This is a genomic window from Salinibacterium sp. NG22, assembly GCF_015864925.1.
Taxonomy (GTDB): Bacteria; Actinomycetota; Actinomycetes; order Actinomycetales; family Microbacteriaceae; genus Rhodoglobus.
Window position 1 is genome coordinate 1,867,557 of record NZ_JADYWG010000001.1, and the last position, 21,715, is coordinate 1,889,271.

The following is a 21,715-nucleotide window of genomic DNA, read 5'->3' on the forward strand; positions in this document are numbered from 1 at the left end:
CTGCTGCGGTCAGGAGCGGGGGAGCGACCTAGCCGCCACCCACAGTCTTGGCGATGTCGGTGGCCGAGTCGCCAGCGCGACGCAAGACGTAGGCAACGAGACCGAGTGCCGCAAGCGTGAGCAGCAGCATGATCGTGGAGACGGCCGCGATCTCGGGGCGGAGCCCGGTGCGCACAGCGCTCAGCACGTAGACGGGCCACGGGGTTGAACCCGACACCTGCACGAAGGCCGAAACGATCGTGTTGTCGAGGCTGAGGGTGAACGAGAGAAGGCCACCGGCGAGTACAGCCGGCATCACGAGCGGGAGAGTGATCTGCGTGAAGCGCTTGAAGGGGGGAGCGTAAAGGTCGGCAGCGGCCTCCTCCAAGCTCTCGTCGATTCCGACGAGGCGCGAGCGCACAATGTAGGCAACAACAGCGGTTGCGAACAGGGAGTGACCAACGACGAGTCGCACGATTCCGTTGTCGAAGATGCTGAGGCCGACATCTTGACCGAGGAAGACCATCCACGGCAAGAGTGAAACGGCATCCACGATTTCAGGGGTGACGGTGACAAGCACAAGCAGAATAAGGAACGCGGGTGCCCACTTGCCGGCCCGACGAGCCAGTGCAACGCCCGCCATTGTTCCGAGAGCGGTCGCAATGAGCGCCGCAATGAAACCGGTCTGGATCGACACCAGCACGGCATCCGTAATCGCTGGTTTTGTAACGATCGCCGCGAACGAGCCGAAACCGAACTGATCCCACGAGACCAAAAGGCGGCCCTCGTTGAACGAGTAGATGATGATGACGGCGATGGGCGCAAAGAGGAACGCGAAGACGATCACGGCCCATACTTTGAGCGAAATATCTGTCAGGGCGAGTCGCTTCATGACTTGTCTCCCAACACGAGTTTTTGATTGGCGCGCAGGGGCCATGCCGCAAGCCACGTGACAAGCGCGGCGATCCCCACCGTGGTGAGAATCGTGAGCACGAGCACAACAGCCATTGCTGATCCGAGCGCCCAGTTCTGAGCGGTCTGGAACTGGTTAGCGACCATTTGGCCCGCCATGTTTCCCTTTGCTCCACCGAGCACCGTTGCCGTGATGTAGTCACCCATGAGTGGGATGTACACGAGCAGGATGCCGACGATGATGCCCGGCTTGGCCAACGGCAGGGTCACGTTCATGAAGGTCGACCAGCGGCCAGCACCAAGATCTTTGCTCGCTTCACGCATCGGGAGCGATACGCGGTCGAATGCCACAAACATGGGCAGGATCATGAGCGGCAAGTAGTTGTAGACCACACCGATCAGCACGGCGGTGCGGGTGTAAAGAATTTCGAGGGGCTCGTTCAGCATGCCGATCGACTGAAGGGCGTCCGAAAGGATTCCACTCGGCGCCAGGATGATCTGCCATCCGATGGTGCGAACCAGGAAGTTCGTCCAGAACGGAATCATGACCATCGCGAGCAGGATGCCACGTCGTGCGACCGGAGCCTTAAAGGCGAGCCAATACGCAAACGGGATGGAGATGGCCAGGCATATCAGGGTGCCGACCACCCCCACCCACAGTGTGTTCTGGAACGTTGTGAAGAACGTCGGAGACAACGCCTCGGCGTAGCGGTCAAAAGACAGCACGTCGTTGGCGTGGGTTCCGAAAATGCCCGGCTTGTATCCGAAACTAAACCAGACCACGAGCGCGACGGGCGCAACGAAGAAGGCGAACAGCCAGGCCCACGCCGGGATGGCGAGGGCAAAGCTGGGCAGCTTCAACCAGCGAGGGCGCTTCGAGGGCGCCTTTCGCGGTGGGGCCGTTCGGCCTTCAACGGTAGTGGTCATAGTAAATTCCGGATGGTCGCGGGTTAGGCGCCGGCCGACGCCTTCGTCTTGTCCCAAATTTCAACGATGCGCTGCTGTGCCTCGCCGATGGCTTGAGTGTGCATGGTGCTGATCTGGGCCTCATCGAAGAACACGAGGTCGAGCATTTCGAGGCCCTCGGAACGCGCTGTGTCCTCGATGCCCGTTCCGCCGGTGTGGTAGCCGATGTAGTCGAGTTCGCGCAGCGATGCCTCTGGTGTGAGCACGTAGTTAATGAAGGCGTGAGCCGCTTCAGGGTTGGGTGCACCCTCAGCGATAGCCCAGTTATCCATCCACAGTTCCGTGTCAGGCGAACCGAGAACCCACTGCCAGCGGTCGGGGTCGTCGCTCTCCATGATGCCGATGCGAGCATCACCGTTCCACGACTGCATGAGCATGTGCTGCGCCTGCGGAATAGCGGCTCCACCGGGGTAGGAGTCGAAAGCGGAGATGTGGGGGGCCAGCTGAGTGGTCAGGAACTCTTCCGCAGCGGCAAGGTCGGCCTCGTCGGTGGTGTTCCAGTCGATTCCGTTAGCCCAGTAGTAGATACCGAGCAGGGGAGCGGGGTCGTCGAGCACCGAGGTCTTGCCACTGGCCTCGTTCTGGGCTGCGTCGATGAAGTCAGCCCAGTTGGTGAGTTCGCGAGTGATCTTGGTCTTGTCGTAAACGAAACCAGTCGTGCCCCAGGCCTTGCAGATGGAGTACTCGTTGTTGGGGTCCCAGTCGCGACCAAGGAAGTCGGGATCCATGTCAGCGATATTCGGGATGAGGTCGAGGTTGAGCTTGCTGAGCAAGCCGTTCTCGATCATCTGCGGGATGAACGGGCCGGTGGGAACGACGATGTCGTAGCCACTCGTGCCTCGTGCAGCGACAAGCTTGGAGATGAGCTCTTCATTCGAGTTGAAGGCGTCGAACGTGACCGTGGGGCCGAGCTCGTCGGTGTACTCGGTGACCAGGTCGGGGTCGTCGTAGTCGCCCCAGCTGTAGACCGAGAGCGAACCCTCGAGTGCGCCACCGGTAGCCTGCGGCGAAGAGCTAGACCCTGAATCGGTGCTGCAGGCCGCGAGTGCCGCAGCGCTCGCTGCCGCGCCAGAAAGCGCGAGGAAACGGCGGCGGTTCAACTGGCTCTTGATGATCTTCGTTGCTGACGTTGACGCAAGAATGCGAATGGGAGTTTCGTGGGACATCGGGCTGCTCCTTCTAAAGGGAAATTGAACTGGTTGGTGGTGCTGGGTTGGAGACCGCACGAGCAATGTCGGCCTGAGCCTGAGTCGCCTGCTCACTCGGGAAAACATGAACGGATGCGGTGTCCCACGTGCAGAGCACGGAGTCACCAATCGCCAGTCGGGGCGCATTCGGGCGCGGAACCCGCGAGAGCAACGTCTGGTCTTCACCAATAGAGACGAGAAACTGCAGGGTCTCGCCCTGGTGCGAGACACCAATAACGGTGCCCGGAATCTGATTCTCTGCCGTGGGGGCTGAGCTTGCGGATGCCGAGGCGAGCGCCACGGAGACAGCCTCGGGTCGCACGGCTGCCTGCGCTGCCATCCCGGGGTCAACGTCGTCGTGCGGCTCGGCCGCATGAATAATGCCGAACGGCGATTCCATAACGGTGAGGCTGCTTGTCATCGTGCCCGGGATGAAGTTCTGTTGGCCAATGAAGCCGGCAACATAGGCGCTCGCGGGCGAATCGTAGATCGAGTCCGCGTCATCCAACTGCTCGATGCGTCCCTTGCGCATGATCGCGATGCGGTCACTCATCGAGAGTGCTTCGCCCTGATCGTGCGTGACAAAGATGAAGGTGATGCCGAGGCGCGACTGCAGAAGCTTGAGCTCGATCTGCATTTCTTCGCGCAACTGGCGGTCGAGGGCACCCAGCGGCTCATCGAGAAGGAGAACGGCAGGGCGGTTGATGAGGGCCCGGGCCAACGCGATGCGCTGCTGCTGGCCACCCGAAAGCTGGGTGGGCTTGCGATCGGCGAATGAGCGCATCTGCACGAGATCAAGTGACTCGGTGACGCGTTCGCGGATTTCAGACTTGGGGGTGCCCTTTTGGCGAAGCCCGTAGGCCACGTTCTCGGCAACGCTCATGTGCGGGAAGAGAGCGTAGGCCTGGAACACCGTGTTGACGTTGCGCTTGTGGGGAGGAATGCCCACAACATCCTGACCAGAGATGCGGATGCTGCCCGAGGTCGGCTCTTCGAAGCCGGCGAGCATGCGCAAGGTTGTTGTCTTTCCGCAACCGGAAGGGCCGAGCAAGGAGAGGAACTCTCCCGGACGCACGTGCAAGCTGATGTTGTCGACAGCGACAGCGCCACCAAACTTCTTGGTCACACCCTCGAGGACGACGGAACCCTCAGGCTCGCTAGCATTCGTCGTTTGTGCACTGGAACCCACTGCGGCTGAACCGGCGGGGGCTGTGTTCTGGGATGACTCTGTCACGACGCTACGTACCTCCAAGATCGCGAAAACTTATTCGCGACTGTGGGTGTAGTCAACCGGAAAAACGGATGAGACGCAACGGTTTACATGGTTAAGATCGTGTTACGGAACGGATTTCGTCGTTTTGAGTCGATTTCACGGCGCAAATCTAAGAGATCGCCAAGAACGACAACGAGGCAGATTGCTACTCGTAACGACGGTGAATCAGGCGCGACAACACGATAGAGCTGCGGGTGTTGTCGATGTTCGTGGCGGTGCGCAGCCGCTCGAGAGCGATCTCAAGCGAGTGGATGTCGCGCGAGCGCATGTGGACGACAGCGTCGGCCGATCCGCTGACTGTTCCGGCATCCACCACTTCGGGAATGGCGCTCAGGATTCGCTTGAGTTCGTGCGGAGCCACGTTGCCGCGGCAAAAGAGCTCGACGTAGGCTTCGGTTCCCAAGCCGTCGACGGCGGGATCGACCTGCACGGTGAAGCCGCGGATGGTGCCGTTGGCGACGAGTCGGTCGACGCGACGTTTAACTGCGGAGGCGGAAAGCCCCACGGCTTCTCCTATATCTCCATAGCCTGCGCGGGCGTTGAGGCGGAGCATGTCGATGATTCCTGCGTCCAGCTTGTCCATCTCCCCAGAGTACGGTGGATTGTTGTGCTGTGGCTAGGGATTGCGCCGAATTAGTGCGCAGATTGCCGAGACATTGCGGATAGGTGCGTGAAACACTGGGGCTATGACGATCACTGACACCTCATCGACCACGCCTGCCCGCCAGGCCATCGCGAAGACCGTGCTGATGTGCCGTCCCGACTTCTTTACGGTCACCTACAGCATCAACCCGTGGATGAATCCCAACGATCCCACAGACACCAGCCTCGCTGTCAAGCAATGGCAGACGCTCTACGACACCTACATTGACCTCGGCTTCACCGTAGAACTCATCGACCCCATCGACGGGTTGCCCGACATGGTGTACGCCGCAAACGGCGGCTTCGTGATCGATGGCAAAGCCTACGGCGCCCTCTTCACCTACGACGAGCGCAAAGCAGAAGGCCCCGCCTACATGGAGTGGTTCGGCGCCAACGGCCTCGACGTTGCTTCCCCCGAGAACGTTAATGAGGGTGAGGGCGACTTCCTCCTTGTCGGCGACAACATCCTTGCAGGCATGGGCTTCCGCACCTCGGTCGAAAGCCACCGGGAGCTTGCAGAGCTTTCGGGCCGCAACGTTGTCTCCCTCAACCTCATTAACCCCAGCTTTTACCACGTCGACACCGCCATCGCGAAGCTCGACGAGACCAACATCGCCTACCTGGAGAGCGCGTTTGACGAGCCCTCTCTCGAAAAGCTCCGTGCACTGTATCCCGACGCCATCCTCGCTACAGAAGAGGATGCGGCAGTGCTCGGACTTAACTCCTACAGTGACGGCTACAACGTCGTCATCGCTGCCCGCGCCAAAGACTTCGAGCGTCAGCTCAAAGAACGCGGCTACAACCCCATCGGCGTCGACCTCTCCGAGCTGCTGCTCGGCGGTGGCGGCGTGAAGTGCTGCACCCTGGAACTGCGCCGCTAGCGGCACGGTACCGATAACTTCGCCGCTAGCGGCGAGATGCGCCTGGCGCACTGAACAGAACGAATGGCCTGCGCCTCGAGCGCGGGCCATTCGTGTTTTGCGGCCTGGCGCAGCTGCTGCGTCTGCAGGCTCCGATGTCGATGCTGGGTTCCGTTTGGGGCGTATGGTTCGGAACATGACTATTGCTAGCCGAACGGGTATCCGCGTTACACGTGCGCGTCCATGACGTCTGAGCTGACTGAACGCTACGTTGCGGCGGTCACCCGAATACTTCCCCCGGCACAGCGTGCTGCAGGCGAAAGCGAACTGCGCGCGTCACTGCAAGCAATGGTCAACCACCGTGTTGCTGACGGTGCTGATGCGCTCAGTGCTGAGCGGGGCGCCCTTACCGAGCTTGGCGACCCCGATCGCCGCGCTGCACAGTCGGCGAACCGCCCTCCGCATCTGATCGGCCCGGCTCTCTTCTTCGACTATTTACGGCTCCTCAAGCGGTTGATGAGTATTGTGGTGCCGATCGCCGCGATCGCGGTTTTTCTCGCGCAGTTGCTCTCGGGCAGCGACATTGCCGAGTCGATCGCCGCAGCGCTTGTCGCCGCGTTCGAGGTCGCAATCCAAATCGCGGTGTGGGTCACCGTAGTGTTCGCAATCCTCGAGCGCACCAGCATTGGCGAAAAGTTTCGTGCGCCGTGGACTCCCGACCGATTGCCAAAACTCCCTAATCGATCACCAATCTCGGTGACCGAGACGGTGATTGGTGCGGCCGGCCTTCTGGTATTTGCGGCAGCGATTGGCTGGCAACAGTTCTCGTCGTTCTTTCTCAGCGGCGCAGGCACCCCCATCCCGCTTCTAACGCCGGCCCTCTGGTCGTGGTGGCTGCCCTACTTCCTGCTTCTGATCGCTCTGCAGATCGGCTTCCTTTTCGTCAACCTTGCTCAAGGTCGGTGGACGTGGAGAACCGCCGTTGTGAACGCTGGACTTGTCTCCCTGTTCACTGCGCCAGCGCTATGGCTCCTTAGCGAAGAACGACTACTCAATCCCGATTTTCTTAGCGCGCTCAAGCTGGAGACAACGCTTCAACTGCAGTCACCGGATTTCGCAGTGATTCTGACCATCGCGGTGCTCGGTCTCTCAGCGTGGAACGTTATCGATGGCTTCCTTAAAGCGAGGCATGCCATGCGCGTTTCTCCTCCGCTGGCCTAATACTCTTCGCAGATCACGACCGGGATGTCGCGGCTCGTCTTGGTCTGGTACTCGGCGTAGCGCGAGTTGGCGGCCACAATCTGCGGCCACAGCTCGGCCTTCTCGGCGGGGCTGGCGGTGTGAGTGCGCACGGGCACGCAGCGTCCGCGCACGGTGAGCTCGGCATCCGGATTCGCCTGCAGGTTGCGGTACCAGAGCGGGTCGCGGTCGTCGCCGCCCTTCGACGCGACAATCACCCAGCGGCCTTTGCTGTGCACGGGAGCAGTCAGCATGGTTGACCGACGGATGCCCGATACCCGCCCCGTGGTGTGAAGCTCGAGCGAGGGCATGCCGCCCAGAGTCCAGCCCAGGCGACCGCCCGAGACGGCAAGGATCGCGCGGTGCACACCGTTCATGAGTTTCATGCCGAGGTCGCTGAGGCGGTTGCTAGTGCTCATAGGTCTATTCTCGCTCGGCGCTGCGGTGGGCGCACGAAGAGTGCGAGCACTGCGACGGCTATCGGCAGGCTCGCGAACCAGAAGGCCGGCTCGGTGAAGTTGCCGCTGAAATCGAAGGCCAGCGAGAGGGCGATGGGGCCGAGAGCCGTGGAGCCCAGGGCGATAGCGGTAGTGACGCCGCGAATGGAGCCGATGTGGGCGGTGCCGTAGTAGCGCACATAAGCTGCCGCTTCCATCCCACGCAGGCTTCCGCCGGCAGCGCCGAGCACGAGGCCGTAGAGGATGGCCGTGCCGTCGGGGCCGACGATTGGGAGCAGCAACAGTGAGCCGGCGAGCGTGAGCATCGAGAAGATCACGAACAGCTTGGGGCTCACGCGGTCGACGAACGCTCCGACGATGAGGGTCGCGGCGATGCCGGTGACGGTTTGCGGCAGAAAGTTCGCGGCCGCTTCGAATGGGGTGAGGCCGCGCTCGCCGAGGATCGCGATCTGGTGGAAGGCGAGGCCGGTGCTCAGCATGCCCGAGACGGCGAGGGAGGAGGCGATGACCCAGAACATACCGGTGCGGGCTGCTTCGCCGAGCATCCACGATTCTTTCTGGATGACGATCTGAGCCGTCGAGAGATCTTCGGTCTGGGCGGCAACCCGGCTGCGCTTCGGCAGGATGAACGCGAGCGGTACGACGACGGCGAGCACGATCGCGGCTTCCCACCGCCAGGCTGCGTGGATGCCGACGGCTGAGATGAGCCGCTCGAGACCGACGGGGGCGAGGGAAATTCCGGCGGATCCGATGGCGGCTGTGATGCCCAGCGCCAGTCCGCGGCGGTGAGTGATGGCGCGGGCGACAGCCGTGGTGGCGGCGAGGCTGAGGGCGCCCTGGCCGAGCATCCGCACCCCCACGAAACCGGTGGTGAGACCAGCGATGCCGTCGACGAAACTCAGGGCAAGCAGCACGCTCGCGAACAGGGCGCCGATGGCGATCGTGACGTAGCGGGCGCCGAAGCGGTCGAGGGCGCGGCCGATGAAGGGTTGGGCGGCGGCACCAACGATCGTGCCGAAGAAGTAGCTGACCGAGATTCCGGTGCGGGAGACGTCGAGTTCCGCGATGAGGGGGTCGGTGAAGACGGAGATTCCGGCGGTCTGACCCGGAGCGGTCATCACCGAGATGACGCCCGCAGCCGCGACCAAGCTCACCCACGGCAACCACTTCACCGGAGAACGTCGCGCTGGAGAACGTCGCCCTGTTTGGGCCACGTTCACGTCAGAGGAAACCACAACCACTCAACCCTTCGAACCCACCGTCGGGCCAGCGCTTGGCGCCGCGACTCCTGCCGCAACGCATAGCCAAAATCGTACTCGCCTCTGGCGGGCCGGGATTCAGGCGAGTGGGGATGCTGGTGCGTAAAGTTGTTGCATGAACGCACTGCGCTCGCGGGTGGTGGCTCGCGATATCGACGAGCCGCACCGCAAAACGACTCCCCTTGAGCTGCTCTTCGACCTGACCTTCGTGGTCGCGGTCGCCTCGGTCGTGCGGCAGCTGACGCACGCCGTCGAGGTGGGGCATGCTTTCGAAGCCATCGCGCCGTTTCTGATGGTCTTCTTCTCCATCTGGTGGGCGTGGAACCAGTTCACCTGGCTGGCCTCGGCGTACGACACGGATGACGTTCCCTACCGTCTCTTCACCATGTTGCAGATGGGCGGCATCCTCGTTCTCGCCGCCGGCGTTCCTATGGCCTTCGACGACGGCAACTTTGCAGCCGTCACCGCGGGATACCTGATTTTGCGAATCGGGCTTATCGCTACCCTGCTGCGCGCGGTGAAAGATGATCCCGAAACGCGCGCCACCGCCGGACGTTACGCGCTCGGTATCGGGGTCGTGCAAGTTGGCTGGTTGTTGCGGCTGCTGCTTCCCGCCGAGCTGGCCATGGTGTCGTTCGTCATCATCGTGCTCGCCGAACTGGCCGTGCCGCTCTGGGCTGACCGTGCACAGCGACTGTCCTGGCATCCGCACCACATCGCGGAGCGCTACGGAAAGTTCACGATCCTGGTGCTCGGCGAAAGCGTGCTCGCCTCGACGTTTGCGGTGCAGGCGGCGCTCGAAGAGGGGCTGACGCCCTCGCTCGTAGTCGCCTCGGTTGCTGGCCTCGTGCTGCTGTTCGCACTGTGGTGGCTGTACTTCTCTGAACCCGCCGCCGAGGGCCTAGAAAACAGGCGCGATCGCTACCTGTTGTGGAACTACGGTCACTACTTCTTGTTTGCGGCGCTCGCCGCCGTCGGAACCGGCATTGAAGTGGCGGTGCGATCCGTCACGACAGACCTCGAGTCGAGCGAGCTCGTGGTCGGCTACTCACTGGCGCTGCCCGTCGCGCTCTTCGTTCTGCTGCTGTGGCTGTTGCACGCGCCCATGGTGGAGCGGGTGTCGATTCCGCGATCGGCAACCGTCGTTGCGGTACTCGTGATGCTGGCGCTGCCGCTGGCGGCATCCGCCATCGGCACTATCGGTGTGGCTGTGGCTATTGCGGTGGTCTCGGTAATTCTGCTGGCCGTCGCACTATTGACGGGACGCATGCGCGCAGCAAAACTTGAGGCCAAGCAGGACTAGTGAAGAAAGAGTGGTGCACGATGTTTGCTCCGAAGAACGCCTTTTCGGGATTTAGTGTCAACGATCTTGATGCCGCTGCAGCCTTCTACCGTGACAGCCTCGGTCTCGCAGTCGCCGACGGCGGAATGGGCACGCTGCGGCTCACGCTCCCCGGCGGCGCCGAAGTGACCATCTACCCCAAGGAGAACCACGAACCGGCGAGCTTCACCATCCTGAACTTTGCGGTGGAGGATGTCGAAGCTGCCGTCGATGCGCTCAACGAGCGTGGCGTGGTCACCAAGATCTATGGCGACGGCGACCTCATGGGTGACCTCGGCACTGACGCGAAAGGCATCATGCGCGGGCACGGGCCGGAGATTGCGTGGTTCAAGGATCCCGCTGGCAACGTGCTGTCGGTCATCAGGGCGTGACGCCCCAGGGAGGGTAACGGACGCCCGACGGCGAGACCGTATGCCCTTGCTATACGTATAGTGTGACAATGCACTTATGGCGTGATCAAGTCGTTTCGCCACAAGGGCCTCGAAGCATTCTTTGTGAGCGGCAAGAAATCAGGGATCCGACCGGATCACGCGAAGAAACTACAGCGGCAATTGGCGTGTGGTTTTCACATTCGACGGCACAGACGTGTACCTCGTTGACTACCTCGACTATCACTAGAAGGAGCAGGACATTGAGCATGTATAACCCTCCCCACCCCGGCGTCCTTCTCGCGGACTATCTCGGTGACATCAGCATTGCGGAAGCCGCTCGACGTTTGGGCGTCACGAGGGCCACGCTGTCGCGCATCCGGAATGGGCACGCGTCAGTGAGCGCGGATATGGCTGTTCGCCTCGGGATACTTCTTGGCACGAGCGCCGAGCTATGGCTCGGAATGCAGACCAGCTACGATCTGTGGGTTGAACGGCAAAAGCCTCAACCCCAGGTCATGCCGCTCGCTAGCTGATCTGCTGTGTGCGACTGAGCAGGAGGCTCTGTGAAGTCTCATTTCAGTGCAGCGTCCGGCGCGGCACAGTAGCGTTGCACCATGACGGTACTCACCCCAGCACTGCTCAACCGCATCCGCTCGCGCGCCGCGCGCTACGACCGCGAGAACATCTTCTTCACCGAAGACCTGCAAGAGTTGCGTGCCGTTGGCTACTTGAAGCCGCGCAGTTTGCGTGAGCTGTCGGATGACCAGCGCCTGCTCGCGGCCTACGCTCCGGCCACGGCGCTCGCCATCAACATGCACCTCGTGTGGATCGGTGTCGCCTGGGCTTTGCGCGAGCGCGGCGACTCGAGCCTCGACTGGCTGTTGGCGGATGCCGAAGCCGGCGAAGTCTTTGCCTTCGGCTTGAGTGAACCCGGCAACGATCTCGTCATGTGGGACTCGCTCACCACCGCCGAAACCGTCGAGGGCGGTTACGCCTTCACCGGCACCAAGATCTTCACCTCGCTGTCTCCCGCATGGACCCAGCTCGGACTCTTCGGCAAGCACACCGCCGACGACGGCACCGAAACCCTCGTGCACGGTTTCATCTCTCGCGATGAGCCCGGATGGCGTTCGCTCGGCGACTGGGACACCCTCGGCATGCGCGCCACCCAAAGCCACACGACAGTGTTGGATGGCGCCTTCGTTCCCGCGAACAGGGTCGCCCGCGTGCTGCCCGTCGGGCCCAACGCCGATCCGTTCATCTTCGCGGTGTTCGCCAACTTCTTGCCGCTCATCGCCTCCGTGTATGCGGGCCTTGCCGACCGCGCCCTCGAACTCGGGGTCGAAGCACTGCAGCAGCGCAGCTCGGCCATCAGCGGTGAGGCGTACTCCGAGCATCCGGATCTGCGCTGGCGAATGGCAGATGCCGCCCTCGCGCTCGATGCGATCGAACCCCAACTGCACAGCATCGTCGATGACGTTGATGGGCTCGTGGATCACGGGGCTGGGTGGTTCCGCAAACTGACCGGTGTGAAGCACCGCAGTATCGAAACCGCACGCCACGTTGTCGACCAGGTGATGCGCTCAGCCGGGGGAGGAGCCTTCCGCAGCACGAGCGAACTCTCGCGCCTGCAACGCGATGTGCTCGCCGGCATCTACCACCCCTCGAACCCGGAATCGGTGTACAAGACCGTCGCGAGCGACCTGTTCGGGAGCTAGGTGGGAAGTGAAACATGACGAACGCAAGTGAACTGCTCACCGCGATTGAGGCGCTCTTTGTTCAGCGCGCGGCGGAGGCGACCGCGGTTTCGCGCGAGACGCAATTCGTGGCCGGGCGCACCCTCAGCGAAACGCGACTCGTTGTGCTGTGCCGCTGGTTGGAGAGCCCGACGCTTTTCGGAGCAGCCTTTGACGTGGACGAGCTGACCGCAGAGTTCGAGCCGCATGATGCGGCGAGCATTGCCGATGCCATTGTGAGCAACGATCTGGCTGGCCCGCCCGGATCAGGCATCCGGCTGGATGTCGACTGGGCTGTGGGGCTCGTGTCTGCACCGGAGGACGTGCAGTGGGTACTCGGAAGCGAGCGCTTCGGGGAGTCGAGTCTCTAACCGAGCCCGAACAGCGGCAGCGCCATCCAGATTGCGACGCCGATGAGGGTTGCCGCGAAGAGGTAGTCGATGAGCTGTTGGGCTCGTTCGCCGTGAAAGAGAGCGGTGAGCATCCGCCCGCCTGCCGTCCAGATGATGAAGGCGATCAGGTTGTTGAGCGTGAAGATTGCAGTGATGAGCAGCACGGCTGCGAGCCCGCTGTTCGCCTCGGGGCGCAGGAACTGGGCGAACATGACGACGATGATGTAATACGCCTTGGGGTTCAAGAGCAGCACTAATGCGCCGCTCCAGAAGCCGATCTTTTGCGCAGGCTCAGGGAGTGCTGGCGTCGGCGACTCGGTCGATTCTGCCGAAGTCGCCGCTGAGTTCGACGCGACCAGTTCTGCAGCTAGTGCCTCGGAGAGAGCCCCTGCCCGAGCCCGAGCACGAGCCCGAGCGCTGCGGATGAACGTGAACGCGAGCCACAACACATACAGACTGCCGGCAGCGCTCAGCACGACGACAAAGGCGGGATGCATCAGCACTGTCGCGCCAAGGCCCAAGCCGATCGCCGCCGTCACGATGAATGTTGCTGCGTGATAGCCGGCGAGAGCGGGCACGGCAGCCCGAGGTCCGCGCGATGCTCCGATCGCCGCAAAGAACGTGTTGCCCGGTCCCGGGCTGTACGCCAACGGAAAGAGGAACACGATGAGCGCTGCGAACGTAGCAATCGTCATCGCGTGGCATCCGAACTTGAGGTATTCACCTCATCAGTATCGGGCGGACGGGGCCGCACAACTCGCGGAAATCGGACTTCGCGGTGACGCGCTCGCTGAAACGCTAGACGGAGCTGAGCCAGATGCTCACCCAGCCCAGCAGCGCGAGAACAACCACGATGCCGCCGAGTGAGATTGCGATACGCGGTCGCTTGCCCAGAACTAGGTAGTACAGCGCAGTCGCGAGAGGTGCGGTCCACGCTCCAGCCGCGATCATGAACATGCTCAGGAACACGGGGCTGTCGAGGTGGAAGATGAGCCCCGTCACCAAGACGGCGACACCGGGCACGATCCCGAAGAGTGGACTCAGCGCGATGAATAGTGCGATGGGGAGCGCTCGAGCGGGAAGTCGTGCGCTCAGCCACAACCACGTTGGCACACCGAACAGGGCGGCCACCGGGAGCCCCACTGCGGTTGCACGGGCGAAAGCGTGCAGCAGCTCCGAGCCTGTTGAGCCAGTTCCCAGCACTACGAGCACAGTGCCCAGCGCCAATGCCACCACGATGCAACCGAGGACGGCGGCGATGTCCTTGAGGTTTCGGCGCGGGTGCAAGGTCTAGGGTTTCTTTGTCGCGCGCCGGTGCTGCCAAATGAGCACTAATCCCGAGGCGAGAGTAAGGAGATGAGCAAGGACCGCCAGCGGGGTCAGACTGTCCACTATTACTCGCACTAGAAGAAGGATCAGGGAGCCGCCAGCAAGAATCACCCCGGCCCAGAACAACGCTTCGGTAGCTTTCATCTTGCGTGTCATCGCTTCCTCCGGCAACTGTTCTGAAAAACGACGTTGTCTCAATGGTAACTATCGAAGCCGCTCACCGCGTGTACGGGTAACCGAGCTAGACCGCAGCAACCTGCTCGCGCGCCCCAAGCCGCAGGCTCACATCGTCGTCGCGGCGCTCATCGTCGTGATGGCTGACGAGCACCACGATCTTGTCGGCGAGAGCCGTGCGCAGGTCGGTGATGAGTTGCTCGGCGCTCGCGGCATCCAAGTGGGCTGTCGGCTCATCGAGCAGCACGACATCTGCCCGCGTCAGCAGGGTGCGGGCAACCGCGAGGCGCTGACGCTCACCGCCCGACAGGCTCTCGCCCGCCGAACCCACCCGAGTGTCGAGGCCACGGTCGAGCGAATCGAAGAGCGGGCCAAGACCTACCTGACGCAGCACCGCGACGAGCTCCTGCTCGGTCGGCTGATCATCGTGCGCGCGGCCCAACAGCAGGTTTGCGCGAATCGTCGAATCGAAGAGGTGCGACTCCTGCGGGCACCACGTGACCGCCGCGCGCAATTGCTCGGGCGACAGCTCGCGGGCATCCACCCCATTGAGGCTCCACGAGCCAGCGGCCGCCGGAAGATACCCGAGCAGCGCTGCCAACAACGTCGACTTACCCGCGCCCGACGGGCCTTCCACGACAAGCCAATCGCCACGCTCAACCCGAGCGGTCGCGCCCGAGAACGCGAGCGTCGGGCTCGAAGGCCAGCGGATGCCGAGCTCCTGCAATTCCAGAACGGTCACGTCACCAAGTGGTTGGTCTGCGCTCGCGGCTCCGGCCTGCGCGCGGTCGCCGCGGCGCATTCCCGCAGCAGCGCCGCCGGGAACAGCACCGCCACCCGAACCGGCACCGGCAGCAGCATCTGCGCCGGCATCCGCCCCCGCAGTAACCCCACGCACCTTCGCCAGCGCGGCACTGAGCGCCGGCCACTGCTGCACGGAGTCGACGAACGCAATCAGCGAGTCAACGAGGCCGATGGGGATGAGGACGAGTACCGCGACGATGCCAATGGGCAGGGTGCCAGCGACGACGGCGGGAGCTGCGATGGGAAGCATGGCGACGGCGGTCACCGAGCAGGCGAGTACGACGACGGCGTTGCCAATTCCGAGGGCGCGGGCGCTGCGGCGGGAGAGTGCGCCGGCTTCGGCGTCGATGTGATCGAGGCGGGCGAGCATCCGTTGGCCGACACCGTTGGCGCGCAGGTCGCTGGCCGCACCGGTCATGGCGGCGAAGGCGCGCACGACGCGGGACTGCACTTCGGCGATGCCGTTGGCGGCGGAGCGGTCGATGATCACGGCGATGATGGGTGCCGCAATGAGCCCGACCGCGAGCCCCGCGAGCAACACGGGAACCGCGGGAGCGTGCAGCAACCCGACCGCAATGAGCGCGGCGAGCGACGTGCCCAGAGCAACGGCGGGAGGCAGCACGACGCGGGGCACGAGATCGCGCACCCGGTCAGAGGCAGCGACGAGGTAGTCGAGCGCAACCCCGCCATTGGCAAGGGCGCGCGAACCGAGCGCCCGAGCGCCCAGACCGTTCCACAGGGCAACTCGCAGCTCGATCACCGAACCGAGCACGGCGCGGTGGGTAGCCAGGCGTTCCGCGTAGCGAAGCGCAGCCCGACCGATGCCGAAGAAGCGCACGCCCACAATGGCCACGAGCAAGAACATGATGGGCGGATGCTCGCTCGCCCGCACAATTAGCCAGCCGGAGATGGCGGTCAGCGAGATGGCGAAGAGGCTCGCGCCGACGCCGAGAGCAATTGCTCCGACGAGAGTTCCGAGGGAGGGGCGCACAAACTCGAGCAGGCTGGCGAGAGTCGCACGGGTTGTGCGCGGCGCGTCGAGAGCGTCAACATCCACCTCGCCGTCAACCGTCAGCGGATCAACGCGTGCCTCGACGGAACGGGTGCCGCCCGAAGCGCCGACGGCAATAACTTGGTCGGCCAGCGCCGCAATGCCGGTCTCGTGTGACGCAACAAGCACCGTGACGGGGCGACCGCGCAGCTCAGCGATCGCGGCTTCAACGCGAGCGGCGGATGCGGGGTCGAGATGGGCGGTCGGCTCATCGAGCAGCAACAGGGTGGCGCCCGCTTCGACGCGCAGCAGTCCGCGCGCGACGGCGATGCGGCGCAGCTCGCCGGGGCTCACCTGGCGCGGGTCAGCCTCGGCAACGGCGGTGAGGCCGAGGTCAAGCAGCACCGACTTGATGGCTTTTTCGTCGCTGCTGTAGAGGCGAAGTTCGTCGATTACGGTGTCAGCAACGGTGTGCGGATGTTGCGGAACCCAGGCCACGCGGGAGACGTCGATGCCCCACACACTGCCGCCGCTGGGCTCGCGATTGCCTGCGAGCACCTCAAGAACACTGGATTTTCCGCTGCCGCTCGGCCCATCCAGAGCGGTGATGGTGCCGGGCGTCGCGCGGAAGTTGAGCTCGTTGACTGCAGGAAGGGCACGACCCTCGTAGGCGATCGTGAGGTTCACGACGCGGAAGGCGCCGGCACTCTGGCGATGTTCCCGAGCGCGCGGTGCGTCGATGATCGCGCGAGCGCGGCGCAGAGCAGTGAGCCCATTCTCGGAGGAATGGAACGCGGCGCCCAGCTCGCGGAAGGGTGCGAAACACTCGGGCGCGAGCACGAGCGCGATGAGGCCAACGGTGAGGGAGAGCTGGTCATCCACGAGCCGCACACCGACGAAGACGGCGACGACCGCGACCGAAATCGTGGCGATGAGTTCGAGCACGAGCGCCGAGAGAAAAGCGGTGCGCAAGGTTTCCATCGTCTTCGTGCGGTTCTCTGCGGAGATCGACCGCAAGGCTTTCGACTGCTCGGCGACACGGCCAAGGCCGACCAGAACGGGAAGGCCGCGGGCCAACTCGACCAGATGATCAGAGAGACGTTCGAGGCTGGCGCTGGCCGCATCGGCACGCTCGCGCGTGTGGCCGCCGACAAGAACCATGAACACCGGAACGAGCGGAATCGTCAGCACAACGATGAGCGCACTCACCCAGTCGACCGAGAGGATGCGGAGGCCGACCAGCAGCGGAACCGTTGCGGTCATCACAATCGCCGGCAGCACCACGCGGAAGTAGTTGTCGAGCTCATCAAGACCGACGGTCGCAATCGCGGTGCTCGCTCCCGAGCGGGCGTCGGAGCCGGTGAGTACTCGCTCCGCGAGTTCGTGGCGCAGAGACTCCTTGGCGCCTAACGCGGCGCGGGTCGCGAAACTCTCCGTAGCCCACGCAGTAGCCGCGCGGAGGAGTCCAGCCGCGATACCAAGAACGATTGCGAACTGCCAGGCTGCGGCATCCGCTTCAATGACGCCGACGACACCACGAGCAACCGCCTCGGCCATGAGCACGAGCGCCAATCCCTTGAGGGACGACAGCAACCCCAGCCCGAACAGTGTGTGCACACCGCCCGGGCCAAAGCCCGCTGCGAGTCGTTCGTGGAGTTTGGCTCTCATGCCCTCCATCGTGCCCTAGCTCGCTGAAGAAGCGGGGGCAACCGCAGGCTTCACGATGTGCGCCTCAGGGAGGTGGTGATCGCTCAGGCGGTTGCGGAAGACCCAGTAGGTCCAGCCTTGGTAGATGAACACCAGTGGCAGACCAAACGCGGTCACGACGCTCATGACGCCAAGCGTATATTCGCCGCTCGCCGCGTTAGAGATAGTCAGATTGAACGCGGGGTCAAGCGTCGACGGCAGCACCACGGGGTAGACCGCGGCGAAGATGGATGACGCTCCGGCCACCAAGAACGCTGCGATTCCCACGAACGCCCAACCTTCACGCCCGGCACGCGCACTGATCCAGCCGAAGACCACCGCGATCACGGCGATGACCACAAGCAACCACGTAATGAGGGTGCCGTTCTGGAACTGGATGATCAGCACCCACGCGACGATTGGAAGCAGGGCAACGGGGCTCCACCGCACCACAAAGTTGCGGGCACGAACACGCACCGCGCCATCGGTTTTGAGGCCGAGGAAGACGGAGGCGTGAACGAGAGAGAAGCCAACAACGGCGAGGCCACCGAGGACGGCGTACGGCGTAAACCAGGCGAAGGCACCGCCAACACGGTCTCCGTTGGCGTCGATGGGAAGGCCGGTGGTGGTGAGCGCGAGGGCTGCACCGATACCGAAAGCCGAACCGAGCGAGCCGAGCCCGAGAGCGCGGTCCCACCACATGCGCCACTTGTCGGTGGAGCCTTTGCCGCGGTACTCAATCGCAACCGCGCGGAAGATCAGGCTCACGAGCACAATCGTCAGCGGGATGTAGAGCGCCGAGAAGAGCGATGCATACCAAAACGGGAATGCAGCGAAGGTGGCGGCTCCGGCCGTGATCAGCCAGACCTCGTTACCGTCCCAGACCGGGCCAATGGCGTTGAGCATGAGGCGACGTTCGCGGTCTTTGCGGGTGCTGAAGAGCAGCAGCATCCCGACACCGAGGTCGAAGCCCTCAAGAAGGAGGTAGCCGATCCACAACGCCGCGATCGCGATAAACCAGATTGTAGGAAGAAGTTCCATGAGTAGCTGCCCTTCTGCTTAGTAGGCGAACGCGAGAACGTCGTCGCGCTTGTCTGGTTTGTTGGGATCGTCTGGGTCGCTGCCATCGCCGCTGTCGCCTTCGCGATGCCCGAGCTCGGGCATCGCTGAGGCAACGCCACCGCGTACGTACTTGATGAGCAGCTTGACCTCGAAGACCAGCAGGAAGGCGTAGACGAGAGCGAGCGCCGCGAGCGAGAAGATGATCTCTTCGCCACTGACTCCGGGGGAGACGGCAGCCGCGGTGAACATGTACACGCCGTCAACGCCACCGGGCGTCGGGTTGGGTACGACCACGAAGGGCTGGCGGCCCATTTCGGTGAAGACCCAGCCGGCGATGTTGGCGCCGAAGGGGGCGGCAATGCTGAGCAGAGCGGTTCCCATCAGGAACTTGGACTGCGGAACGGTTCCCTTGCGAACAATCCACAGGGTCAGGGCGGCAAACGCGGCCGCGAGCATTCCAAAGCCGATCATGAGGCGGAAGCCCCAGTAGGTCACCTCCATGATGGGCAGGTAGTTGATCTCCTGGCCGGCACGCTCGCCGTACAGCGGGTCATCCGGCAGGTTGGTGCCGTACAACGCCTGGTACTCGGGAATGAGAGTGTTCACACCCTTGATCTCGGTGTCGAAGTCACCGTGGGCCAAGAAAGAGAGGATGCCGGGAATCTCGATGATGCCCACGACGTCTTCACAGTTCTGGCTGCCGAGCGGGCCAATCGAGAGCACCGAGAAGCTCGTGCCGTCGTGGCAGGCCGCTTCTGCGGCGGCCATCTTGAGCGGCTGCTGTTCGAACATGAGCTTGGCCTGCAGGTCGCCGGTGATGGCAACTCCGCCGAATCCGACGATTGCAATAACAGCACCGATGCGGATGCTCGTGAGCCAAACCGAGTGGTCCTTGCGGTCGCGGCCGGGGATGCTGGCATTCTCGCCGACGACGACACGGCCCGTGGCATCCACAGTGTCGATGCCATCGCGACGACGCTGCCAGAGTTGGTACCAAGAGATGCCGACGACGAAGCCAGCACCCACCGCGATGGCACCCATGACGGTGTGCGAGTAGGCGGAGAGAGCGGTGTTGTTGGTGAGCACGGCCCAGATGTCGGTCATGACGGGGCGACCGTCGATGAGCTCAACACCAACCGGGTGCTGCATCCACGAGTTGGCCACGATGATGAAGAAGGCGGAGACGACAGAACCGGCAACGGCGATCCAGAGGGTCGCGAGGTGAAGCTTCTTGCCGAGACGATCCCAGCCGAAAATCCAGAGACCGAGGAAGACGGATTCGAAGAAGAAGGCGAGCAGGCCCTCCATGGCGAGAGGGGCACCGAAGACGTCACCGACGTAGCGGGAGTACTCGCTCCAGGCCATGCCGAACTGGAACTCCTGAACGAGGCCGGTGGCCACACCCATGATGAAGTTGATGAGGTATAACTTGCCCCAGAACTTGGTCATGCGCAGCCACTTCTCGTCGCCCGTGCGCACCCACTGGGTTTGCATGAGCGCCACGACAGGGCCGAGGCCGAGCGTGAGCGGAACCATGATGAAGTGGTAGACGGTGGTGATTCCGAATTGCCATCTGGCGATTTCTAGGGGATCCACTCCGGACCTTTCTGCTGCTGCTGTGTGACGGCGCTCTAGTTCTACATTCTGTAGAACTGCTGTGTATACATTTCTACACCCTCGTAGAAATTATTTCTACTTAGGGTAGAATTGGCTCATGAATTCCCTTGGTGAACTCGAACGCAGCGTGATGGACCTGCTGTGGGCGAATAGCGAAAGCCTCTCGGCCTACGACCTGCAGGCCGCACTCGCATCCCCCGAATCGTCGGGCCGCGAGCTCGCTGCCACGACCGTGCTCACCGTTCTTTCCCGTCTCGAAAAGAAAAACTTCGTGGTGCGTGAGCGCGACGTGCGCCCCCACCGTTACCGTGCCGCTTCTGTTCGTGCTGAGCACATGGCCGACCTCATGCACGAAGTGCTGGGTGGGGCCAACGACCGCACCGCTGTTCTTGAGCGCTTCGTCGGGCAGGTCACGAACGAAGAAGCCGAAACCCTCCGCCGCATTCTCGCCGGACGCTAGCCGTGGTAGCCGCCGCGATCACGCTCGGCCTCATCGCAATCCTGCTGGCGTGGCCTCTGCCCGCACTGCTGGCCGGAGCAACCTGGGCCTACCGTCGCCCCACCCTCGGTCTGCTGGTGTGGCAACTTGTCGCGCTCGTCGGTGGTTTCAGCATGATCGTCTCGCTCGTGCTGCTCGGTGCGGCGACCTTCGCAACCGACCTTCCGGATGCCGCAACCGGCATGTGGCGCTTCGTCACCCACAACGAACTCCCCGAAGGCTCCTCGGTGTGGTCGTTACTCGCCCTCTCGGGAGCTCTCTTCCTCACCGCGCACCTGCTGCTCAATCTCCTCGTCACCGTCGTCTACGCGGAGCGTGAACGCGCGCGGCACTCCCAACTCATCACTCTGCTGAGCGAACCGATGTCTGATCGCCCCGGCACGCGAGTCATCAACACCCCTGCTCCCGTCGCGTACTGCCTCCCCGGCGCACTCACCTCCATCACTGTGCTGAGCGCTGGGCTGCTGCAATTGCTCGACGAAGAAGAACTTCAAGCGGTCATCGAGCATGAACGAGCCCACGTTCGTCTGCGCCACGACATCGTGCTGATCTTCTTCACCGCGTGGAAAGTGTCGCTGCCCTGGCTGCCCACCGCGCGCAACGCCTCCCGCGAGGTCGCCCTCTTGCTCGAAATGCACGCCGATGACAACGCCCTCGTGCACGTCGGCCGTGGCAGCCTCGCCCGCGCCATCACGATTGTCTCCGAAGGCGGAGCGCTACCCCAGCGCAGCGAACTCTCCTCAGCAATGCCCGAATCGACGCCTAAAGAACTGCGCGCTCGACTGCTTCGACTCGCCTAGAGCCACACGAGCTAGTCCGCCTTAATGACGACTAGATTGGCCCCCATTTGGGGTCTAGCGTTCAAGTAGAGAGAAAGCCTCAGGCTTTCGCTCACGCTACACAGTCGCATTAACCAGGCAGAGCTGAAAGCACGGGG

The 21,715-nt window shown here is 63.1% G+C and carries 21 protein-coding genes; 9 read left to right on the top strand and 12 right to left on the bottom strand.

Annotated features, from left to right (window positions below; all coding sequences use genetic code 11):
• Window positions 1-28: 28 nt before the first annotated feature.
• The 5 genes from I6E81_RS09105 to I6E81_RS09125 form a co-directional block, all read right to left on the bottom strand.
• The gene (locus I6E81_RS09105; RefSeq protein WP_197106995.1) at window positions 29-871 is read right to left on the bottom strand and encodes an ABC transporter permease; all 843 of its coding nucleotides are present in this window, start codon (window positions 869-871) and stop codon (window positions 29-31) included.
• A complete protein-coding gene (locus I6E81_RS09110; protein ID WP_231599610.1) occupies window positions 868-1,818 on the bottom strand; it encodes an ABC transporter permease in 951 nt (316 codons plus the stop codon). Before I6E81_RS09110 ends, I6E81_RS09105 begins: the two co-directional genes overlap by 4 nt.
• A gap of 23 nt (window positions 1,819-1,841) precedes the next feature.
• On the bottom strand, window positions 1,842-3,023 hold the full coding sequence (locus tag I6E81_RS09115; protein WP_197106996.1) for a spermidine/putrescine ABC transporter substrate-binding protein: 1,182 nt from the start codon (window positions 3,021-3,023) through the stop codon (window positions 1,842-1,844).
• Window positions 3,024-3,036: 13 nt separating this feature from the next.
• Window positions 3,037-4,278, bottom strand: a complete 1,242-nt coding sequence (locus I6E81_RS09120; protein ID WP_307783737.1) for an ABC transporter ATP-binding protein — start codon at window positions 4,276-4,278, stop codon at window positions 3,037-3,039.
• 184 nt (window positions 4,279-4,462) lie between these two features.
• Complete coding sequence (locus I6E81_RS09125) at window positions 4,463-4,900, bottom strand: Lrp/AsnC family transcriptional regulator (protein WP_197106998.1); 438 nt, start codon at window positions 4,898-4,900, stop codon at window positions 4,463-4,465.
• Window positions 4,901-5,003: 103 nt separating this feature from the next.
• On the opposite strand from I6E81_RS09125, the gene ddaH reads away from it, so the two are divergent.
• Entirely contained in the window at window positions 5,004-5,840 is an 837-nt protein-coding gene (gene ddaH, locus I6E81_RS09130; RefSeq protein ID WP_197106999.1) for a dimethylargininase, read from the top strand.
• Between the two features lie 222 nt (window positions 5,841-6,062).
• Complete coding sequence (locus I6E81_RS09135; RefSeq protein WP_197107000.1) at window positions 6,063-7,040, top strand: hypothetical protein; 978 nt, start codon at window positions 6,063-6,065, stop codon at window positions 7,038-7,040.
• On the opposite strand, the gene I6E81_RS09140 is transcribed toward I6E81_RS09135, so the two are convergent.
• Together I6E81_RS09140 and I6E81_RS09145 are read right to left on the bottom strand one after the other, a co-directional pair.
• Window positions 7,037-7,477 (bottom strand): nitroreductase family deazaflavin-dependent oxidoreductase, encoded by a 441-nt coding sequence (locus I6E81_RS09140; RefSeq protein ID WP_197107001.1) that lies wholly within the window; start codon window positions 7,475-7,477, stop codon window positions 7,037-7,039. The two genes, I6E81_RS09135 and I6E81_RS09140, sit on opposite strands and share 4 nt — an antisense overlap.
• On the bottom strand, window positions 7,474-8,688 hold the full coding sequence (locus tag I6E81_RS09145; RefSeq protein WP_307784133.1) for an MFS transporter: 1,215 nt from the start codon (window positions 8,686-8,688) through the stop codon (window positions 7,474-7,476). Before I6E81_RS09145 ends, I6E81_RS09140 begins: the two co-directional genes overlap by 4 nt.
• Before the next feature lie 202 nt (window positions 8,689-8,890).
• On the opposite strand from I6E81_RS09145, the gene I6E81_RS09150 reads away from it, so the two are divergent.
• The 5 genes from I6E81_RS09150 to I6E81_RS09170 all read left to right on the top strand — a co-directional run bounded on the left by I6E81_RS09150 (window position 8,891) and on the right by I6E81_RS09170 (window position 12,595).
• Complete coding sequence (locus I6E81_RS09150) at window positions 8,891-10,078, top strand: low temperature requirement protein A (RefSeq protein ID WP_197107003.1); 1,188 nt, start codon at window positions 8,891-8,893, stop codon at window positions 10,076-10,078.
• A 20-nt stretch (window positions 10,079-10,098) separates the two neighbouring features.
• A complete protein-coding gene (locus tag I6E81_RS09155; protein WP_197107231.1) occupies window positions 10,099-10,488 on the top strand; it encodes a VOC family protein in 390 nt (129 codons plus the stop codon).
• A gap of 266 nt (window positions 10,489-10,754) precedes the next feature.
• The gene (locus I6E81_RS09160; RefSeq protein ID WP_231603899.1) at window positions 10,755-11,021 is read left to right on the top strand and encodes a HigA family addiction module antitoxin; all 267 of its coding nucleotides are present in this window, start codon (window positions 10,755-10,757) and stop codon (window positions 11,019-11,021) included.
• Window positions 11,022-11,102: 81 nt separating this feature from the next.
• Entirely contained in the window at window positions 11,103-12,206 is a 1,104-nt protein-coding gene (locus I6E81_RS09165) for an acyl-CoA dehydrogenase family protein (protein WP_197107005.1), read from the top strand.
• A 14-nt stretch (window positions 12,207-12,220) separates the two neighbouring features.
• A complete protein-coding gene (locus I6E81_RS09170; protein ID WP_197107006.1) occupies window positions 12,221-12,595 on the top strand; it encodes a hypothetical protein in 375 nt (124 codons plus the stop codon).
• Here the strand turns inward: I6E81_RS09170 and I6E81_RS09175 are convergent.
• The 5 genes from I6E81_RS09175 to I6E81_RS09195 form a co-directional block, all read right to left on the bottom strand.
• Window positions 12,592-13,311, bottom strand: coding sequence for a LysE family translocator (locus tag I6E81_RS09175; RefSeq protein WP_197107007.1), 720 nt, complete (start codon window positions 13,309-13,311; stop codon window positions 12,592-12,594). The two genes, I6E81_RS09170 and I6E81_RS09175, sit on opposite strands and share 4 nt — an antisense overlap.
• 103 nt (window positions 13,312-13,414) lie before the next feature.
• On the bottom strand, window positions 13,415-13,903 hold the full coding sequence (locus I6E81_RS09180) for a hypothetical protein (protein WP_197107008.1): 489 nt from the start codon (window positions 13,901-13,903) through the stop codon (window positions 13,415-13,417).
• Window positions 13,904-14,186: 283 nt separating this feature from the next.
• On the bottom strand, window positions 14,187-17,582 hold the full coding sequence (gene cydD / locus I6E81_RS09185; protein WP_197107009.1) for a thiol reductant ABC exporter subunit CydD: 3,396 nt from the start codon (window positions 17,580-17,582) through the stop codon (window positions 14,187-14,189).
• Between the two features lie 15 nt (window positions 17,583-17,597).
• Window positions 17,598-18,641: a cytochrome d ubiquinol oxidase subunit II gene (gene cydB / locus I6E81_RS09190; RefSeq protein WP_197107010.1), complete on the bottom strand. Its 1,044-nt coding sequence runs from the start codon at window positions 18,639-18,641 to the stop codon at window positions 17,598-17,600.
• Window positions 18,642-18,659: 18 nt separating this feature from the next.
• Window positions 18,660-20,258, bottom strand: coding sequence for a cytochrome ubiquinol oxidase subunit I (locus tag I6E81_RS09195; protein WP_197107011.1), 1,599 nt, complete (start codon window positions 20,256-20,258; stop codon window positions 18,660-18,662).
• 118 nt (window positions 20,259-20,376) lie between these two features.
• On the opposite strand from I6E81_RS09195, the gene I6E81_RS09200 reads away from it, so the two are divergent.
• A complete protein-coding gene (locus I6E81_RS09200; RefSeq protein ID WP_197107012.1) occupies window positions 20,377-20,739 on the top strand; it encodes a BlaI/MecI/CopY family transcriptional regulator in 363 nt (120 codons plus the stop codon).
• 2 nt (window positions 20,740-20,741) lie between these two features.
• A complete protein-coding gene (locus tag I6E81_RS09205) occupies window positions 20,742-21,578 on the top strand; it encodes a M56 family metallopeptidase (RefSeq protein ID WP_197107013.1) in 837 nt (278 codons plus the stop codon).
• Window positions 21,579-21,715 lie beyond the last annotated feature (137 nt).